This is a genomic window from Natrinema zhouii (genome assembly GCF_013456555.2).
GTDB lineage: Archaea > Halobacteriota > Halobacteria > Halobacteriales > Natrialbaceae > Natrinema > Natrinema zhouii.
The window spans coordinates 303,939-322,563 of record NZ_CP084884.1 but is presented as its reverse complement, the minus strand read 5'-3'; the positions used below and the strand labels follow the sequence as shown (position 1 = coordinate 322,563).

Sequence of the window (18,625 nt, the reverse complement as noted above, 5' to 3'; positions counted from 1 at the left end):
TTATAGTGACAATTCAATGGCCGCATTTATTGAAGCTCTGCTGAAGGAACGGCTCTGGTACTGGTTAGAGACTAAGAAAGGGATGGATGTTGAAGGAGAGGTGAATCTTGGAACGGGACGCATCGATCTGATTGCCAAGACGCCGGACAACGAGGTATGGGGGATTGAGTTGAAAAACAAATCTGGAGTCGGTTTTGGATCTACTCTCTATGATCAGAGCCATCGATACATGGAGAGCGGTGCTCTAGATCGGATTTTCTTCGCATCCCATGCCGTTGATGGTCTCCAGAATGTTCTCAATGGGTCGAACAAACCAGACATCGGCATTTTAAACCAGACCAGTCAGAAGCTGTGTGCTGGTATCACTGCTGGGGAGTATACACGGGAAACCGTCGATCATGCGATTGAACAGGCGCTCCCAGAGGAATTTCTGAATCGTCGCACTTCGGCGGCCGCTACTATTCGGAAGTACATCTCCTCCAAACTTGATGGGCCAGTGGCAGACTCAAAATCCCCGATTCCGTTGACACAGGCTATGACCGAGCTTCAACGCGCTCGCTGCCCCACGGAGATGGGAATTATCCACGTCCCGCTCAATCTCAGGGGAGGCGTCCTCTACGATATTGAGAAAAATATCGACCCAGACCAAGCCTACGACCCTCATATCTTGCGCGATGCTGAGCTCCTCTCTCGCGAGACCGACCCCGTGTTCGCGCGACGTGAAGAACCGTGGATCCGTCATTGTATCTGGCGAGAGTATGGGGGTCTTCCCGAGGCGTATCTCCCTAATGTACGGGAGTCGGATCAAGCGTTCCGCCCGATAGATCTCCTCGCATTCCCAGAAAGTCCAGACCCGACAGATGCTGTCGAGGCCCCGGATCTCAACGAGGTCATTGGCGTTGAAGCAAAGGGTGAATCATCCTTTGGCGGGGACCGAATGATTCGGCAGCTCTCTGAATTTCTCCAGACAAAGACCCTATCTCGGCTCTATCTTGCAGTTCCTCAACCCCTCGAAGAGGAGAGTCTAAACGTTCTATCTCTGCATGAGGAACTGGATGAAGTAGGGATCCTGGCCGTGGATGAGGACGGGACGGTCAGCCTCGCTCGGCGAGCGACGAATATGATCCCTCAGCACGATGGATACATGGATAGATACAGGCCCAGAAAAATCGGCTACGGGGACATCACACTTGAACGAGGACAGGATGTCATCTCTCCCTTTGTTACTGAAGAAGAAGCTGAACGCTTGAAGAACTCAGATGCAGCCGAGTATGCACAGGATCTCCTGACCGACAATTCAGAATTAGCGGATACAAATGGCTGGATCTCTGCAACCTTTTCAAACTCACTCCGGTCGCCAGAGTCTGAGTTTGAACAAGGGAAAAAAGCTCGATCGTATCTCCTCAAAGGACGGTCTGCTGATCCCTACCATGATAGCGAGGACCCGTTCGAAAACCCATCAGAGATGAAACAAGGCTATGTTCGCCTCACTATCACCGATTTCGAAGCGGATGGAGACTTTGCTCTCAAGCTTCATTTTGGACGCGGGTCGTGGGAGGGAGGTTACATCTGGTTAGCTGGTGATGAGGTCAAACAACTGGAGACTGTGCTGGTATCGCTTGAGACAATTTCTGGTGGTGAGGTCTCTGGTCAGGGAAAAGTCCTTGATCTGGAGACATACCCGTTCGATCATGCCGAGAACGAGCCTCACCGGATATCCGGCAGCTCTGGCGAAGAAGAACCATTAATACTGCAGATTACTTCCTCGAACGAAGACAATGTGTTTGCAAAAATGCGTCTCGGAGAAGGTAATGCCGAAGGGGTTGATGTTGAACTCACCAAACCGCAATGGCTTGACCTTCTCGCCACAATCGACATACTGCAAACCGGCAACCACCGCGAACTACCGGGTGAATATAGTTCGTATCCCCGTATCGGCCCTAGTGGGGAAGATACCTGGAGCCTTGGGACAGACATAGAGAAACAGAACAACCCTGATCCTCTTCCAGAGACGTAGCTGTCCTCTGTAACTACTAGGAGCCTATTCTGCGACGTGGACTTAATCAGGCTAGCACTCACTTTACAGCGGTTCTTGGGCTTTGATCCCCGACCAGAAAGTAACCAACAGGCTCTCGATAGACGGCACATTTATCGTATAGAAGTCAATTCTGGAAGACATGAATACGAAAACTGGAAAGTTCGACCTAAATATGGAGGACGTTCTTGAGGCTTGGGGGCCTGCTGACGGGGCTCGAGAACTCATTGCTAACGCCCTCGATGAACACGCACTCACCGACACACAAGAGCCTGATATCTATCAGGATGATGAGGGTCGGTGGCACATTCGAGATTTCGGTCGAGGACTCCGATATGATCACTTCACGCAGGCAGAAAACGAGGAGAAACTCGAACGCCCAGATACGGTCATCGGGAAGTTCGGCGTTGGGCTGAAGGATGCGCTCGCGACCTTCCATCGACACGGTATCAACGTGGTTATTCACTCGAAGCACAACACGTTCCGAACCGAGGAAGCACCAAAGCATGGATTCGAAGACATCTCTACCCTTCACGTCGACGTGCAACCGCCAGAGCAGTCTCTTGAGGGGACCGACGTCATTCTCGACGGGATAAGCAAAGACGCGATCGAGGAAGCGAAAGGGAACTTCATCCGGTATAGCGACGTCGAACAACTGGAAGCGACTCGCTTTGGGAACGTCTATCGGGTCGCTGATGGTGAATCCGCCGCGGTCTACGTCACCGGATTAAAAGTTGCTGAAGAGGAGAACTTCCTCTTCTCGTACGACATCACCAATACGACGAAGCAAATCCGAGATGCGCTCAATCGGGAGCGTTCGAACGTTGGGCGAACGGCCTACACTGCCCGAGTGAAACGAATCCTTCGGGCATGCGAGTCTGAAACTGTTGCCGAACGTCTTGTCGACGATCTCCAGCGGTTTACTGAGGGAAGTACCCACGACGAACTCGGTTGGAAGCCAATTCAGCTTCACGCAGTCCAGATCCTCAACGCCCGCCGGAAGGTCGTGGTCTCGACCGTCGACGAACAACGACGCAACAGAGATCTGCTTGACCATGCCCGAGACGACGGATACGATGTCGTGACGGTTCCTGACCGGATCCGTGACGAGTTGAACTCGACAGATGATATCGATGGGAACACGATTCGCGACGTCTCCGTGTATCAGAACGAGTATGAGGACAGCTTCGAGTTCACGTGGGTTACGGAGACCGACCTCAGGGAACCCGAACGACAAATCTGGGACCTCCGTCACGACCTCTTTGAAATTGTGAGCCACCCTGCTGACTATGAGTTCCGCATCGCACAACAGTTCAGAGCGACTGACGACGATTCAACGCAGGGACTCCATCAGGGTCGTGACCAACGTATTATCGTCCATCGAGATGTCCTGACTGACGCAAGCACTTTCCTGGGGGTGCTGCTTCATGAGCTGGCACACACTCGGACTCCATTCCCGGATCAAACTAGGGAATTCGAGAACGCGCTTACCGACCTTCTCGGCGAGGTCGGACAGGTGGCTGTACACAAGGAGTAACCCAGAATCAAAACATCCGGTAGAAACAACTGCGTATTTGCCGGATTTTCCCCGAACCATGGATGAGTCTACCAGTGATTTATATCCACGTATTGAGCAGTCAGCGGATATGAGTCACGGAACGCTCGCGATTGACGTCGAAACTGCTAGCCCCTTTAACGATCCTGGCTGGGATGATTTCGATGACACCACTTACTTCGAACTGATTGCAATTGCGCTTGGCTATCAGTCTGAACCTGATGGCCCGATTGAGACGACGGTACTCTTTCGTCGTGGGGGATGGGACGATGACTCTACCGCCTCTCTGTTAGAAGACGCCGTCTCCTGGTGTCGTGCTCGGGATGCAAGTCGTACGCTCACCTATAACGGAGATGGGTTTGACGTCATCCACCTTCGCAACTGGGGCGCACTCGTGGGTGTCGACGTTGAACCGCTCCTCGTTGGTCACGAGGATCTGAGACATCCAGCGACTGAACGCCACGGTAATCGACTCCCGGAATGGAAGGACTTCCCGAAGTTCGAGACGCTCTGTGACTGGGAGGGCGTTGAGACGACACCTACCTACTACTCCGATTATAATCTGGAGACGTCTCTGCAGGGATACGATGCGATTGACTCCGCACATGTACAGGGCAAGCACATCGGGCAGGTTCTGGGAGAGCTGTATGTCGATGGACTTGATAACGGTGATACTGGCCCCTGCTCGATAGATGACCTCGAACGGTTGATTTCGCATTATGCTACAGGGGACATTGAGCCCCTTTTCGAACTCGACCGTCTATTTAACCCTCCTGAAGAGCCCGTATAGCGAATTCAATTCTCCCCTTACAATTCTGCGACCCGAATAGTGGCTCGATACCGGTTCTGATACTCTTAAGATTAATGTTACCATTAAATGGCTGTAGTACTTCTTCTGATGCGCCAATTCAAAAAACCGATCCCCATTGGACTTCTAGAACCAAAAACAACATCGCGTTTCAGCTTTCCCCTAGAATTAAGTTATGTGATGCGTACCTCTGTTTGAGGATGAAGACTCAGGACGACATCGCTCACAAGCAGCCGATAACAATCGAGGTTCAGATCCTCAAGGAACTCGACAAGCCCAGCCCGAAGATGGCGACCCGTTTTCTTGTCGCTGACCGTGACGAGAACCGGTTCTCGTTGGCGATCTGGAAGAATAACGCGCTCTCGGATTATGACTGGACGATCGGCCAATGGTACCGACTCGAGAACGCACGCGGAAATGTCTTCAACGGGAAACAGAGTCTGAATGGCTCGTCGAAAATGCGTGCAACACCCCTGGAGGCATCAGAGGAAGACGAGACCAGTACCGACGATGTAGGCCGTGTTGATACCATCCTCGGAAACATGTCGCCTGACCAGGCATACCTTTCGCTCTTCCCGATCAGTCGATCCTTCGATACCCTCTCGGTCTACGAGTACTCGATTGAAGCGGCTGAGGCCTTCGAGGATGCCCCTGATACAGTCACCTACCGGTGCGCTGGTCGACTCCGACGGATCACTGGCGCGGGTGTAGCGTATGCTGGTTCAATGCGAATAGTATCGACCCGAAAACTCCCAGATAAACTCGCGGATCCCTTTTCACTGAGCGAGCCCACAGAGCGAGAGCTGAAAGCGACTGATGCTCGAGACCGTCATCGGATCGAGCGGCTCCTCAAGTCACTCGTCAAAGCTGCAATCGACGACTCGGCGTACGACCCGTACCAGATCAACCGGATTCGTGCGCGAACACCGTCGATCACTGCCGGAGATGGGCTCTTTGAGGCGTGTTACGAATTCGCCGCACGGGTTGATGTTCTGCCATCGGGTGATGCATTCGTAGGCGTCGAAGTGCGCTACCACACACGGAGTCAGGTCACTGCTGACGTCTACGAGGACAAGACTGGCGAGTTGGTCGGAACTATCGTCGAGCACGACCCCGAGCGGTACAACATCAGTGGGACCGGACGAGTAGTGGGATTCACCGATCACCACTTCACCGATGCTCTCGACGAACTCGGCGGCCTCTCACTTGCAGACTGGTATGCTCAGAAGGATCGCGTTCCCGAAGGTGTCCTCGAGGCGCTCCGCGAGAAAAATCCACGGCTCGTCGATGTCCGGTATCAGGAAGACGAACCTGCTCGAATCCACGTGCCAGATCTGCTCCGAGTCGCGCCGCGCAAGGAAGTGGTCAAAGAACTGGACCCAGCCTTCCACCGACGGTGGGACCGCGAGGCAAAGATGCTTCCAGACAAGCGGTTCCGCCACGCTATCGAGTTCGTCGACCATCTCGGCAGCCTCTCCGACATCGATGCGACGGTTGCTCCAGAGCCTCTCGGTCCGAGTCTGTCCTATATGTCAACGGCCGTCGATCGCGAGAAGAATCTCCGATTCAAGGACGGACGAACGGCTACCACTCCGTCGAGCGGGATTCGCTCAGGGGTTTACCAGCAACCTACGAGCTTCGATATCGCGTACGTCTACCCCACGGAGAGCGAACAGGAGAGTAAGCGGTTCATCTCGAACTTCGAGAACAAACTTTCACAATGCCACTGTGAGCCAACGGCAGCGCGTCATGTTCCCTACGAACTCGGTGGTGAACTCAGCTACCTTGCTGTCATCAACGAACTGGAGTCGGTAGACGCTGTCCTTGCTGTCGTCCCACCACGGGACGACGACCGAATCACTGCTGGTGATATCACCGATCCGTACCCTGAATTCAAGAAAGGGCTCGGAAAGCAAAAGGTTCCGTCGCAGATGATCGTGACCGAAAACCTCGGCACGAGATGGGTGATGAACAACACTGCAATGGGGCTCATTGCAGGTGCTGGTGGTGTTCCATGGCGCGTCGACGAGATGCCCGGCGAAGCGGACTGTTTCATCGGCCTCGACGTCACTCGCGATCCGGAGACGGGGCAACATCTCGGGGCCAGTGCAAACGTGGTCTACGCTGACGGTACGGTCTTCGCCTCAAAGACCCAGACACTGCAATCGGGAGAGACGTTCGACGAACAATCCATCATCGACGTCATCAAAGACGTCTTCCAGGAATTCGTTCGACGCGAAGGACGGTCACCCGAGTATATCGTCATCCATCGCGACGGTCGGCTATTCGAGGATGCAGATGAGATTCAGGCTCCATTCGCAGACTCGGGCGTCTCAATCGACATCCTCGACGTCCGGAAGAGCGGTGCTCCACGCATCGCCCGGTACGAGGATAACTCGTTCAAAATCGATGAAAAGGGCAGGCTGTTCATCTCCCAAGATGATACCCACGGGTTCATCGCGACCACCGGGAAACCCGAATTCGATGATTCGGATAACCTCGGTACCCCGAAAACGCTACGCGTCGTTCGACGTGCGGGCGACACGCCGATGCTGACGCTCCTGAAGCAGGTGTACTGGCTGAGTGAAGCCCACGTCGGAAGCGTCTCGCGGAGTGTTCGGCTTCCAATTACGACCTACTACGCAGACCGCTGCGCTGAGCACGCCCGAGAAGGCTATCTACTTCACGGTGAACTGATCGAGGGGGTTCCGTACCTGTAGCCACCCCTCGGCCGATGATGATCGGTGATCTCACCACTGAGTCCGTTCAAACCCACAAATCCATGAACTTCAGCACCCCTATCACAGTCCCACGCAGTGACGGCGACGACACGGTCGAAATCGAGATGGAGTTCGCGATGGTCCGGTCGTGGCGGTCGTTCGTGAAGTACTTCGGTGAAGCACGGGCGATTCGCACTGTCACCTACTCGCAGTCGCCACAGATAATCCACGAAGTATTCAATCACGAAAAACTCAATATCGACTTCCTCGAAGTGGTTATCGGCGATTACCGCCAGAGTGAGTATCGAAAAGATCTGCAGGGAGACGTCGACTTGGCAGCACAACTAAACCATCTGCTCCAGAATGAGCAGCTTCAGCTGTTCACCCTCGATAAGCAGGTGACGCTTCACTCGAAGCTGTACCTGATCGAGAACCGCGATGGTACTCATACACTCATACTCGGGTCACCCAACCTCTCGAAACAAGCATGGGAGGGAAACCAGACGAACATGCTGGTTGCCTTTACAACGGATGGGACTTCGGTTATCGACACCTGGTTCGAGAAGTTCTATGAGGCTCATCGAAAGCAATGCGAGGTGTTCATGAAAGACCTCACAGAGCGACTCGATGCTGCCGAGACATCAGAGGAGAGAACGGAGGAACTGCACCTCTGGGTCGATGGAACGATGCCGTCGAACAACCCCACTGGCGATCTTCACCGCCGTATCGTCGATCTTCTCGACGAAAACGACGAGCGGATTCGACGGGTCAACGTGGCTTCCGACCCGGACGAGGCAGACGAAGTCGTTGCGCTCGCAACGGACGGTTCCGGAGATGTCGACCCCACCGATGTCGGACCGAGCCAACAGATCCGACTCTCGCCACAGGGTCTCGAAGATCCGGTCAAAAGCGCCAAATCTACGCTTACACGTCACAACGTTGCTGTAAAACCGACCGAACTTCGGGGATCACCGGCTGGCTTCGCTCGCTATATGCGATCGTTCAATGACGATTTTCCGATAATGTGGCTCAATGAGAAAGAGCAGTCGGTTAGAATGCAGGTGGACAACACCACCCTAGAACTCACTGCTTCGCCCGACCACGCCTCGGAGGTCGACGACGCACTAGTGCATATTGAATCTTACATCGAGACGATTCAGCGCTTTGGGGACACGAAGTACTCCGAGGCCACGATGGCCCATTTCTATGAGGCACTGATCTACTTTTTTTGGGCCCCGTTCGCGGATTACTTCGCTAGCCACTACGCTGGTACTCCCGGCGCTGAGCTCGACAAGGATCTCCCATTCCTCTACATTCACGGTGGAAACGACTCCGGAAAGGGGATGTTCATCCGGTTTGCGATTCGACTCATCTCGAATGGGTATGTGGCAGAACCTGTGGAAGGAACACAGTTCACGAAGGACGCAATCAACCGGTGTCGAGGGTCGAATACCGTCTTCCCGTTCGTCGTCGACGACGTCGATAAGGGCAATGTCGAGCGAGACATCGTCAAGACCTACTGGGAAGGGGGCTGGGATGGCTCAGTTTCGTTCCCCACATTCATTTTCACCAGTAACCACACGAAGCCCAAGTCGGAGTTCCGCACCCGCATGAAGGTCCTCGACTTCGACGTCATGTTCGACGTTACTGGTGACCAGCGCGAGAAAGCCGCCCGAATTGCAAACGAACCGAACCGACTTTTCTCCTGGTTCTCGCACTTCATGTTCGAGCAAGACCTTTCGCTTCCGGACCGGTCGGACAAGTTAGCTGTCGCTCGAGATGTCTTCAAACAGCTCTACGAATTTGCCGAGCGTGACGAACCAAACTACTTCCCCTCTGAAGGCCCTGCCGAGGACATCTATGACCATGGCCGGCGAGTGTGGCGACACGCATACGAGAGCGGCCTGTTCACCCTTGAAACGCGGAACGGGGTCATCCGGGCCGACTTCTCCGCTGAACTCGAGTCACAAGACGTTTGGAAGTACCAGAAGCTCGTGCCCGCGACGATTCGGACAGAAAAGCAACGAGCACGGATCGAGTTTAGTCAACCTGAGCGGTTCTTTGAGTGGACTGGTATCAAACCCAAACGCGGGTTCTTGCAGCGTCTGGGATTCAGATAGTCTGCACGTGTTCTTTTCACTATCCAATCTTTGTGTCGCTATGTGAGCATGAGGTAGAACCAGTATGGAATACGTACGATTGGAGTCTCTTCAAGAACTTCGACTGGTTCTGGCAAGGTCGCTGTGTCTCCCGCGACAACAACACCAAGCGGAGCTTCGTAGGTCTCGATGAACTCTGCGACTGCATTCGTTGTTGGCTCTATCGAACCTGCCCTGTAGCCGAGTCCGATCGGAACAGGAACACCAGCACATTCGAACACGAAATCGACCTCACCTTCCGTTCCGGACCAGTACTCGACTGTTGGTTCAGCTGGTGGATCATAGTCCTCGAATTCATCTCCTGCGAAAAAGTTCATATTGAAACTGAGACGCATCGAGTGATCGAAGGCTGTTACATGCGCCAGCTTCGATTCGAGCTGATAGTCGTTGAGGACCTCACTGGGCGTGTGGCCTGTATAGGCATTGACGAGCGCCGTATCACGTAGGTAGAGTCGAATGGAACGTGGTCGACTGTTATCGTATTCTGGCGATGGTGTGAGGAGGAACAGCTTACTGAGGGCTTCGAAGTAGCTCTCTCGAAGTGTTCGCCGATCGACGTCGAAGAGTTCAGAAAGACGGTTGTATCTGAACGGTGTTTCCAGATCTGCTGCAACGAGTGCACACAGCCGCTCCAAGTCTGCAATATTCTTTACTGCATCTAGGCCTGGTATCTCTTGGTAGAGAGAGAGCCGTACGTCTTCGCGACGGTGTTTGTACGCATTTTCTGAGAGGTTAGATGCAGAATCGACCCCTTCTGCTTCGTAGCTGAGGACCCCACCGAGTGCGAGGTAGTGCACCACCTGTGAACGAATGCGACTCGCGTCGGTCTCTACAGAGTCATAGAGTTCGCGTAACGTTTCGAAAAATTGCGTCGGGTCGTTCGTGCGACAGGCGTTTGGTAATCCTGTCTCACCTCGGCGAATTGGCGAGGGACTCAGTCGTCTCTCGTCTTCTCCGAGTTCCGGAAAAACACTCTGAATATGGTCACGGAACTTTTCCGGGAAAATCGACCAAACTGAATATCGATCTGCATTGAATCCAACTCGTTTGAGTTCCCGTTCGATTTGGAGTTCTGCACTTGCAGTGAGAATCACATGTCGGTCTTCCGCTCCCTCGAGTAGTGACTTAACTTCCTCACCCCATCCTTCCAGAGACTTATTCGGATGTTCAATCCGATGTACGTCGTCTAAGATGATGTACTGTGGTGCTTCGTTCTCAAACACTTGGCTCAGGATGCGTCCCTCGTAATAATTGACCGCACGTCGCAGCTGATCATTTGACTGGAGCTGATATAGCGGGTTTTCGTCGAACGGAATGTAGAGTACGTTTTGAGGAGGTATCTCGTCTGCTTTGATTCGCTGACGGATAAACTGATTAATGAGTACGGTTTTTCCGACTCCTCTTTGCCCAACTAACGCATACACGTCGTATTTGTCGGGTTCCGGCTCGGATTTGTGGGGTGATGCGAACCGATAAAAATCACTTTTCTTTTGCGCTGGGATGTCTAATTCATCAAGTGCGCTCACTCCGTTTCTCCACCATGGATTGTGGCGATGGAGGTTAGATAGAAGCGAGTTGTCGATTGTGTCTTCGACCATTATTCTCTATTTTCGACTTTGTGATGATACTACTTTTGCTAATTCGTTTGTCTAGCGGGCCTTCCAGCGATTATTAAACAGTCTAACGTATCTAATTAGGCCAGCGTTATCACCCTTTCTAAAATCCGGTTTTTGGCGCTCATCCCATTGGCTTAATGTTAAAGTTAATTTTAATCTTCTCTTGACCGCTGGTCTATCTGAATAGTAGCTGAATTTTCCTTTACACCTCCTCCCAACGGAGACTCTTGAGAACTGTTTGTAGCTCGTGGAGCTGTTGACATCTCCGCGACCGATGTTCTATCTTTCTCAGCGTCTGTTCGAGCTCGAGGAGTATCTCGTGTAGTTCGTCGACAGGAATTTGCCCACCATCCACGGCGCCACGTTCTGGGTGATACCCTTGATCACCGTACGCCGAGTCGGGAACCGGATCGTCGACATCGAGAGCTCGATCGAACTCAGGACATCCTGTGGATCGGGCCCGTTTAGCGTCAAAGATCAATTACTTCGACGTCGGGATTCGCACCGGTTGGCCCAGCGACCACTTTCGCACGCTCGAGTTCGCGGAGCTCTTGCTGGGCCTGCCGTTCGAGAGCGTCTACCCGACGACAGCGGTCGATTCCCACGTCATCGACGACGTCGTCGTCATCGATCGTGAAACGCTTGCCTCGGTGGTCGATCTGCTCGAGCATCAGAGTGCAGCCTCCTGAGCCGCGTCTCGAGCGTCCGCCTGTAGGTGATCGTATCGGACCTCACAGCTGGCCGAACAGAATCGGCCAGCGTATCCTAGTTGATCGCGGGCAAGTCTCGTACAGGTTGGCAGTTGACACTCGCTACAGTCGGTCATCTGGCGATACCTCGATTCAGAAAATGAGTCGTCTCACTGGCCAGTGATGCTGTTACTCCATCAGTTCTATTCATGGATTGCTGTGGTGGACTCCGTTCGAGCCCCGCACCCCTCCTGGGGGCGATAAACTGTCTCAAGAGACGACTCAATCACTCACAATTAGTGATCGAATGTGCCGTCCGAGGTAGGAACCAGTCCCGTGCGGATCTCGAGGCTGACACGCCGAAGATGCTTACAGCCGTCGTCTGGCTGACGTTGCTCGAAATCCGGACAGCTACACATCTCTCCCTCGATGTCGACGTTGTAGGTGTTTCCGCTCTCACTAATAACCTCGTAGAGGGAACCCACCGAGGCGAAGCGGGCGTCCATATTCTCGCTCAGCGTGCGACGGCTTCGCGGCTCGTCGATTGAGAAGCCACCGGCTTCGAGTGGAGCCGGCGGTGTCTCGCACTGATCGTTGAACACATCACGGCGATTTCGCTCCTGGCCACAGTTTCGACAGCGCAAGTATCGTGTCCGGTATTCGAAGCCGTCAGTAAGATTAATTTCGTATGGTGTTGGTTCCTTACCTGGTAGCCACTCATCAATCGCGATCAGTTCATGTCCGTTCAGTCGAGCGATGTAGCCGGAATACCTCTGCTCTCGGTCACTGGTCTCTCTCTATAGTCGTGATGCTGCTCGCGATGGATCGGTTGATCTGTACTCATAGGAACTCTTGAGACACACATTGTTGCGCCTCACCCGTCAGGCGCGAAAAAACAGCTTTCAGGTACTCGGTGGTGGAGAGATCATCTATATGGGGATCTCAGTTCCCGTTTGTTCGAAGTAGCATCCCGTGATCGTTCAGTATCTCACGGAATCGATCCTGTCCCCTACTGAGGGATATTCTTAAGCAGGACGATAGCAAAGATTGGAAGCACGAAGTCGCGATGAACGATCTCTCTGATCCACGGCCACCGCTTCCAGAGTGGATAGTGGATGCGTACGATATCCTTTGTACTCACAGTTACAACTCGGCTGAGCATGAAAACGTCCAGTTGATCTCTCGAGAGCAAGCGCTCGAGGTCCTTTGTAGTACCGATGAACTGGCCCTCGAACCCGAGGACGCGACCCATGCACTTACTCGGTTGCTCGAACGAGGTTATTTCTATGAGGTTGACGGTGAACTTCGCGTGACCATGCCGGAAAACTGACTTCGTCGGCTTTAGTACACCAGTACCTACTCGCATATTTTATCAGGGTGAAAGATTTTCTCGCCGACTGTTCGCGTCACGCCTCGGCGCTCAAGGCCGACGTGTAGGAACGTCTCGCTAGGAGCGACCGCGCCACACCCCTGACAGTGCGTCTAGTCGGGATAGCCGGCCACGCTGAGCCCGATCATATCCCACGGCTCGAGGCGCGATAGCCGGAAGAATAAATACGCTCCTTGCTTCAGTTTCGAGCGCCTACGTTCGATACGGGCGTTAGTGCTGCTTCTAGCGCTTTCGTATCCGATACCAGAGACTAGCGAGGCTAACGATTAGCTGTGCTATTCCGACGAGGACGATCGCCACGGCGATTCCAGCGGGGCCTGACATAGATACCTCTGCCCGTTGCGTGCCCGACCTCACTGCCTACGTTCGGTACAGGTCTTTGCGGGCAAGAAATCGGTTTTTCGAGGAGGCTTTAATCCTACCGAATGGATTTAAGTCCAAAGCCGAGCCCAACCTCCACATGCGAACCTCACAAGAAGACTTGCTCCTAATCGAGGCGCTCGTCGAATACCACGCAGATCGAATGAACGTCCAACCCGAACGGGCGGCTCGAGCGTGGGTAATGGCTGGCGAGATCGCCGCTAGTCACGGGCTTGTGATTGAGGATGCGCTTTCGCAGCGGGATACGGTGTAGGAGAGACTACGAACTACCGGCGAGCAAGCGCCTTATTCGCCCGCCGGTTCTGTTTCCACTCGCGAACACGTTTCTGGAGTCGTGCTTTCCACCCACGGTATTCTACGTCGATCGACACGGCCTCGAGATCCTGGCCGCTTTGAGTATCGATCGAAAGCCGGTCGGCATTTTCGAGCGCCGACGCGGACACCCAGCACTCGCTGCGAGACTTGCCGTCGACAGTGGCCGTGGTAACGAGGCCACTGTCAATCTCCTTGGGGTCGTCGTCTTGCGGGAACACGTGGATGAACGACACGTCGGGGTCGGCCCGAAGTACGGCTACATGATCACTCTTCGACGGGGCCGGGAGTGTCACGGTCTGAGGGGCGACCATCGGAGGCTCGCCGTCGGTTTGGACCACCATGGCGTTGCCGAGTAGTTCGAGTTCGATTGTATCGTTACTCATTCGTTCTCATCTTGGACCTCACACGGTATAGGTGACTGCTCTCCATCGCACCGTTCAACTCCCGGATCGCCGCCTGCCAGTCGCCGACCGTCGTGAAGCCCAAGAGTTCCCGGTAGCTCGAGTGCCGATTCATCGGCTGGATCGATGCGCACACGATGACCGCGACGAAGCGGCCCACGAGGTTGAATGCCCAGATTGTGGTACGGGGGTTGATCGAAATGCCAGCGTCCCTCCGGCCACCGTGTTCGGAGCTCGCACGACGACCTTATTGACCCACCGAGGCACGAAGCGCCGGACTACCCGGAATCAATCAAAAGTGCGCACTTCCGCGCGACTGCTGATGACCACTGGGTCCTCCTTAATTACACCAGCAGTGACGATGAACGCTCAGGCAAGCGGATAATTCCTCGTTGGCTCTCAGCCTAGGAAAGTGCACTCCGAGGGTCAGTCATTAGTATCGAGACCACGGACAATATCCGCTAAGCAGTTGCTGAATGGGCGTCAGACGAATTCGACGTAGAACCCAGTAAGCGCGAACCGTCTCGCTAATACTCACGAATGCTCCACTGCGAACACCGAGACGACAACTGCCCCAAACTGGCCGCGAAATGGATGCTTATGTACTTCCGCGAGATCGGATCGCTGAATGAGGAGTACTACTGCGAGGATCACGCCCTTGAGCGACTGCTTTATCTCGAATACGATGACTTGGTGAAAGTGTGGGCGCTCGACGACCACAATACGGGTGGCTGGTCCGGTTTCGATCCATCCGTTTCGTGTACGCCATCTAGAGTGTGTCTGACGTTGGTTTTCGGCCGATTCATATATAGTGGACACAACCTCGGAGGATAATTTTGATGCGCGGCTTTGTTTCCCCTTAGCCAGAAGAGAAACTGACAGCAAGTAGGAGTACGAGTCGCTCAGTAACTAATCGGTTCCAGACCCTCTACGTCGCGTGATTCAATCGAAGGGAGTAGTAGTGCATGAAAATGACAATAGCCGAGGGTCGTGGAAGCGAATCCCAAACTCTTCTTACGACAGTTTGATGGTCCCATCCGAAGAGATTGTTACGTCATACCCTCGGTACCGGAACGAAACGTGTCCGCTTCGGATCGAGTCGTCAGCAGCGGTCGGTTCAAACAATCGGTCCAGCGCAGCAGGATCCACAACGTCGTTGAGCGGTGGCTTGAGGGTAATCGGGGAGACATCTTCCGCGTCGGCAATCGCTTCAAGGACGCGTAGGCTCGGCTTTGAGCGCGTTGACTCGGTGGCAGTCATGGATTAGACGAGGAGCTGAATGTCGGATTCAGCCATGTGTTGCAGCGCGGTGGCCGCACCGACGCCGGTGGTGACGCCATCGTAGAAGTCGTCCTCATCATAGTCCATCAGTTCGATCGTCATCTGACACGCCTGCAGATCGACGCCGCTCTCGAGCGAGAGGTCGATCAGTTCCTCGATGGTGGCAGTCCCGTTGTCGTCAATCTTCTTCTGCATCATCTTCGTGGCCATCTTGTCCATGCCTGGCAGAGCAGCGACGGCGTTCGGGACCGGCATATTCGGGTTGCCGACGGCGCTCAACTTGAGGTCCTTCGACTTCTCCTCGTGGAGGATATCGAGCCCCCAAAACGTGTGGAAGACGACAACCTCCCAGCCGAAGGCGGCCGCAGTGCTCGCGAGGATTAACGGTGGATACGCCATGTCGAAGCTCCCCTGTGTTGCGACGATGGTCATCTTCTTCTGATCGTCGCCAGTGTCCACCGCTGCCATCGATTCTTCCAATTCCTCGACGCGCTCGCGCAGCGCCTGTAACTCGGCGGCGTCGACGTCCGTATCGGCGTCGTCGACTGCCGTCGTTGGGTTATCCGTGCTCATTATTCCGTTTTCTTCACGTAGTGAGTGTACAAATCGTCCTCCTCGACCTGCTCGAGGAGTTCGACGCCGTCGGTGCCGTCGGCCCACCCCTGAATGTCGCTCATGCTGCCCGAGTCAGTCGCGACGACCTCGAGGACGTCGCCGGCCTCGAGATCGTCGATCGATTGCTTGGTCTTCACGATGGGCATCGGGCACGACTGTCCTTTCACGTCTAGCGTCTCCGTGGTCTGGTATTCCGAACTCATAGTTTCGTTCTGGCCCCGTATTGGAGCTATCATACAATATTGGGCGCTCCCATATAAGGCCTCCGGTTATTGCACAATACACGAACACCCCTGGTCCTGAGGAGGATAAAATAACTAGTTAGTACCGCCTGCATACGCGTATATAGAAATCGTGAGGCTGTATTTGGCCAGTCTGTATTGTAGATAATAGGAATTACTACACAAACCCTTAAGTGCCAGTAGCCGATACTGGGAACTGTACAACATGGACGATATGGATCTTCCAATGCCGGACGTCGAGATCGAATCGGTCAGTCCAGACGAATTGAAGGGGCAAATCGACGCGGGCGAGGACGTCACACTCCTCGATACCCGCATGGAATCGGAGTACAACGAGTGGAGGATCGACGGGGAGACCGTCGAATCGATCAACATCCCGTACTTCGAGTTCCTGGACGACGAAATTGACGACGATGTCCTTGCACAGATTCCCGATGACCGCGAAATTACGGTTCTCTGTGCGAAGGGCGGCTCGAGCGAGTACGTCGCTGCACAGTTGAGAGAGCGCGGCTACGACGTCGACCACCTCGAGAACGGGATGAACGGCTGGGCGCGCATCTACGAGCGCGTCGAGGTCGAGCGCTACGACGGCGCGGGGACGCTCTACCAGTACCAGCGTCCCTCGAGCGGCTGTCTCGGCTACCTCATCGTTGACGGTGACGAGGCGGCCTTGATTGACCCACTGCGTGCATTCACCGACCGCTATCTCCAAGATGCGAACGAACTGGACGCCGACCTGAAGTACGCAATCGACACGCACATCCACGCGGATCACATCTCGGGGATCCGCGACCTCGCCGATGAGGGCGTCGAGGGCGTCATCCCCAAGGCGGCGGTCGACCGCGGTATCACCTACGCCGACGAGATGACTCTCGCAGCAGACGGCGACGAGTTCGAAGTCGGTGCTGCCACGATCGAAACCGTCTACACGCCCGGACATACCTCCGGGATGACCTCGTACCTGATCGACGACTCGCTGCTTGCGACTGGCGACGGCCTGTTCGTCGAGAGTGTTGCCCGCCCTGACTTAGAGGAGGGCGACGAGGGCGCAGAAGACGCCGCACGCCAGCTCTACGAGTCGCTGCAGGAGCGCGTGCTGACCCTGCCTAACGACACGCTCGTCGGCGGGGCTCACTTCAGTGACTCCGCCGATCCCGCCGACGATGGCACCTATACGGCACCGATCGGCCAACTCGAAGAAGAGATGGACGCTCTAACGATGGACGAAGACGAGTTCGTCGAGCTGATCCTCTCGGATATGCCGCCCCGTCCGGCCAACTACGAGGATATCATCCTCACGAACCTCGGACAGCAGGAGGCCAACGACAAGGAAGCGTTCGAACTCGAGCTCGGCCCGAACAACTGCGCGGCCAGCCAAGAGTCGCTGGCGGGTGACTGATCACCGTGATCGAGATCGCACTGTTCGCCGAACTTGCCGCCCCGGGTCAGGTAGTGCCCGCCGAGCCGTTTCCCAATGGCATCTCCCGGTACGCTATCGGTGGACTGCTCGTCGGCCTCGGCGCGGTCGTCATCTATCTCGGGACGGGGATCGCCGCGGGCGCGAGTACGTTCCTCGAGTCGACGCTGTCGTACGTTTCGGATCAGTCACGGTTCAAGCAGTACCGCGGCTCCCGGGACTGGCGCGTCGTCTTCACGCTCGGAATCATTCTGGGAGCGGCGGTCTACGCCGTCTTCTGGCAGGGCGGGACGTGGACAACCGACGTCCAGCCCTGGCGGTTGCTGCTCGGTGGCGTCCTCGTCGGGATCGGGACGCGCGTCGGGAAGGGTTGCACGTCGGGCCACGGCGTCTGCGGCGTCGGCTCGGCCTCGAAAACGTCGATCGTCGGCGTGATCACGTTCCTGACGGTCGCGATCGTGACCGCCCAGATCGTCCAAGCGATGGGGGTGAGTCCGTAACATGAGCAGAAATCGACATCCGCTGTTCATGCCGCTGATCCTTGTCGGCGGCCTGATCTTCGGCTTCGGACTGGCGTACAGCCACATGGCCCGGCCGGAAGTCGTGCTGGACTTCCTCCAGTTCGACGACCTCGGCCTGCCGTTCGTCATGTTTGGCGCCGCGATCGTCTCCGGGATCGCATTCGCCGTAATGCCCCGAATCCGAGACGGTGCGCCGCTGACGGGCGACCGGTACGAACGCCGGCTGAAGCCGTTCGACCGGAACGTCCTGATCGGCGGCGGGATCTTCGGCGTCGGCTGGGGACTGTCGGGGATCTGTCCCGGCGCGGCCTACGCCAGCCTCGGGATCGGCAACGTCACCATCCTGTGGGCGCTCGTCGGCATGTTCGCCGGCGCCTACCTGCAGGGGGTCTGGCGCAGCAAGCGCGCCGCGGCCGACTCCGGTCCAGCGAGTGCTGACTAACACCGTTCGAATTTCGCACCTCGAGAACTGAAACGGAG

General features: G+C 55.2%; 16 protein-coding genes and 1 pseudogene. 10 read left to right on the top strand and 7 right to left on the bottom strand.

Going from position 1 to position 18,625, the window contains the following annotated elements; translation table 11 throughout:
- Positions 1-16 precede the first annotated feature (16 nt).
- The 5 genes from HYG81_RS44030 to HYG81_RS44010 all read left to right on the top strand — a co-directional run bounded on the left by HYG81_RS44030 (position 17) and on the right by HYG81_RS44010 (position 9,238).
- On the top strand, positions 17-2,017 hold the full coding sequence (locus HYG81_RS44030) for a hypothetical protein (RefSeq protein WP_226778666.1): 2,001 nt from the start codon (positions 17-19) through the stop codon (positions 2,015-2,017).
- Between the two features lie 160 nt (positions 2,018-2,177).
- Positions 2,178-3,572 (top strand): ATP-binding protein, encoded by a 1,395-nt coding sequence (locus HYG81_RS44025; RefSeq protein ID WP_226778665.1) that lies wholly within the window; start codon positions 2,178-2,180, stop codon positions 3,570-3,572.
- Between the two features lie 109 nt (positions 3,573-3,681).
- The gene (locus HYG81_RS44020; protein WP_226778664.1) at positions 3,682-4,380 is read left to right on the top strand and encodes a hypothetical protein; all 699 of its coding nucleotides are present in this window, start codon (positions 3,682-3,684) and stop codon (positions 4,378-4,380) included.
- A 218-nt stretch (positions 4,381-4,598) separates the two neighbouring features.
- Complete coding sequence (locus tag HYG81_RS44015) at positions 4,599-7,118, top strand: Piwi domain-containing protein (protein ID WP_226778663.1); 2,520 nt, start codon at positions 4,599-4,601, stop codon at positions 7,116-7,118.
- Positions 7,119-7,132: 14 nt separating this feature from the next.
- Positions 7,133-9,238 carry a phospholipase D family protein gene (locus HYG81_RS44010; RefSeq protein ID WP_226778662.1) on the top strand — a complete coding sequence of 702 codons (2,106 nt, stop codon included), beginning with the start codon at positions 7,133-7,135 and terminating at the stop codon, positions 9,236-9,238.
- 38 nt (positions 9,239-9,276) lie between these two features.
- Here HYG81_RS44010 and HYG81_RS44005 read toward each other — a convergent pair whose 3' ends face one another.
- The 3 genes and pseudogenes from HYG81_RS44005 to HYG81_RS43995 form a co-directional block, all read right to left on the bottom strand.
- Positions 9,277-10,875, bottom strand: a complete 1,599-nt coding sequence (locus HYG81_RS44005) for an ATP-binding protein (protein WP_226778661.1) — start codon at positions 10,873-10,875, stop codon at positions 9,277-9,279.
- Between the two features lie 488 nt (positions 10,876-11,363).
- Positions 11,364-11,564: a hypothetical protein gene (locus tag HYG81_RS44000; protein WP_083860939.1), complete on the bottom strand. Its 201-nt coding sequence runs from the start codon at positions 11,562-11,564 to the stop codon at positions 11,364-11,366.
- Positions 11,565-11,878: 314 nt separating this feature from the next.
- Positions 11,879-12,426 (bottom strand): annotated as a pseudogene (locus HYG81_RS43995) (hypothetical protein).
- A 222-nt stretch (positions 12,427-12,648) separates the two neighbouring features.
- On the opposite strand from HYG81_RS43995, the gene HYG81_RS43990 reads away from it, so the two are divergent.
- Positions 12,649-12,912, top strand: coding sequence for a hypothetical protein (locus HYG81_RS43990; protein WP_083860940.1), 264 nt, complete (start codon positions 12,649-12,651; stop codon positions 12,910-12,912).
- A gap of 520 nt (positions 12,913-13,432) precedes the next feature.
- The gene (locus HYG81_RS43985; RefSeq protein WP_226778660.1) at positions 13,433-13,606 is read left to right on the top strand and encodes a hypothetical protein; all 174 of its coding nucleotides are present in this window, start codon (positions 13,433-13,435) and stop codon (positions 13,604-13,606) included.
- A 13-nt stretch (positions 13,607-13,619) separates the two neighbouring features.
- Here the strand turns inward: HYG81_RS43985 and HYG81_RS43980 are convergent, their stop codons facing one another.
- From HYG81_RS43980 to HYG81_RS43965, 4 genes are all read right to left on the bottom strand, one after another.
- Complete coding sequence (locus tag HYG81_RS43980; RefSeq protein ID WP_226778659.1) at positions 13,620-14,051, bottom strand: hypothetical protein; 432 nt, start codon at positions 14,049-14,051, stop codon at positions 13,620-13,622.
- Positions 14,052-15,083: 1,032 nt separating this feature from the next.
- Positions 15,084-15,329 carry a DdfA family disk-determining factor gene (gene ddfA, locus HYG81_RS43975; protein ID WP_226778658.1) on the bottom strand — a complete coding sequence of 82 codons (246 nt, stop codon included), beginning with the start codon at positions 15,327-15,329 and terminating at the stop codon, positions 15,084-15,086.
- Positions 15,330-15,332: 3 nt separating this feature from the next.
- On the bottom strand, positions 15,333-15,923 hold the full coding sequence (locus tag HYG81_RS43970) for a DsrE/DsrF/DrsH-like family protein (RefSeq protein ID WP_226778657.1): 591 nt from the start codon (positions 15,921-15,923) through the stop codon (positions 15,333-15,335).
- Entirely contained in the window at positions 15,923-16,168 is a 246-nt protein-coding gene (locus HYG81_RS43965) for a sulfurtransferase TusA family protein (RefSeq protein WP_006111093.1), read from the bottom strand. The genes HYG81_RS43970 and HYG81_RS43965 overlap by 1 nt, the downstream gene beginning before the upstream one ends.
- A gap of 244 nt (positions 16,169-16,412) precedes the next feature.
- Here HYG81_RS43965 and HYG81_RS43960 point away from each other — a divergent pair, with 244 nt between their 5' ends.
- From HYG81_RS43960 to HYG81_RS43950, 3 genes are read left to right on the top strand one after another with little or no spacing between them, the layout of a single operon-like run.
- Positions 16,413-17,606: an MBL fold metallo-hydrolase gene (locus tag HYG81_RS43960; protein WP_226778656.1), complete on the top strand. Its 1,194-nt coding sequence runs from the start codon at positions 16,413-16,415 to the stop codon at positions 17,604-17,606.
- Positions 17,607-17,611: 5 nt separating this feature from the next.
- The gene (locus tag HYG81_RS43955) at positions 17,612-18,124 is read left to right on the top strand and encodes a YeeE/YedE family protein (protein WP_006111095.1); all 513 of its coding nucleotides are present in this window, start codon (positions 17,612-17,614) and stop codon (positions 18,122-18,124) included.
- 1 nt (position 18,125) lies between these two features.
- Entirely contained in the window at positions 18,126-18,587 is a 462-nt protein-coding gene (locus tag HYG81_RS43950) for a DUF6691 family protein (protein ID WP_226778655.1), read from the top strand.
- Positions 18,588-18,625 lie beyond the last annotated feature (38 nt).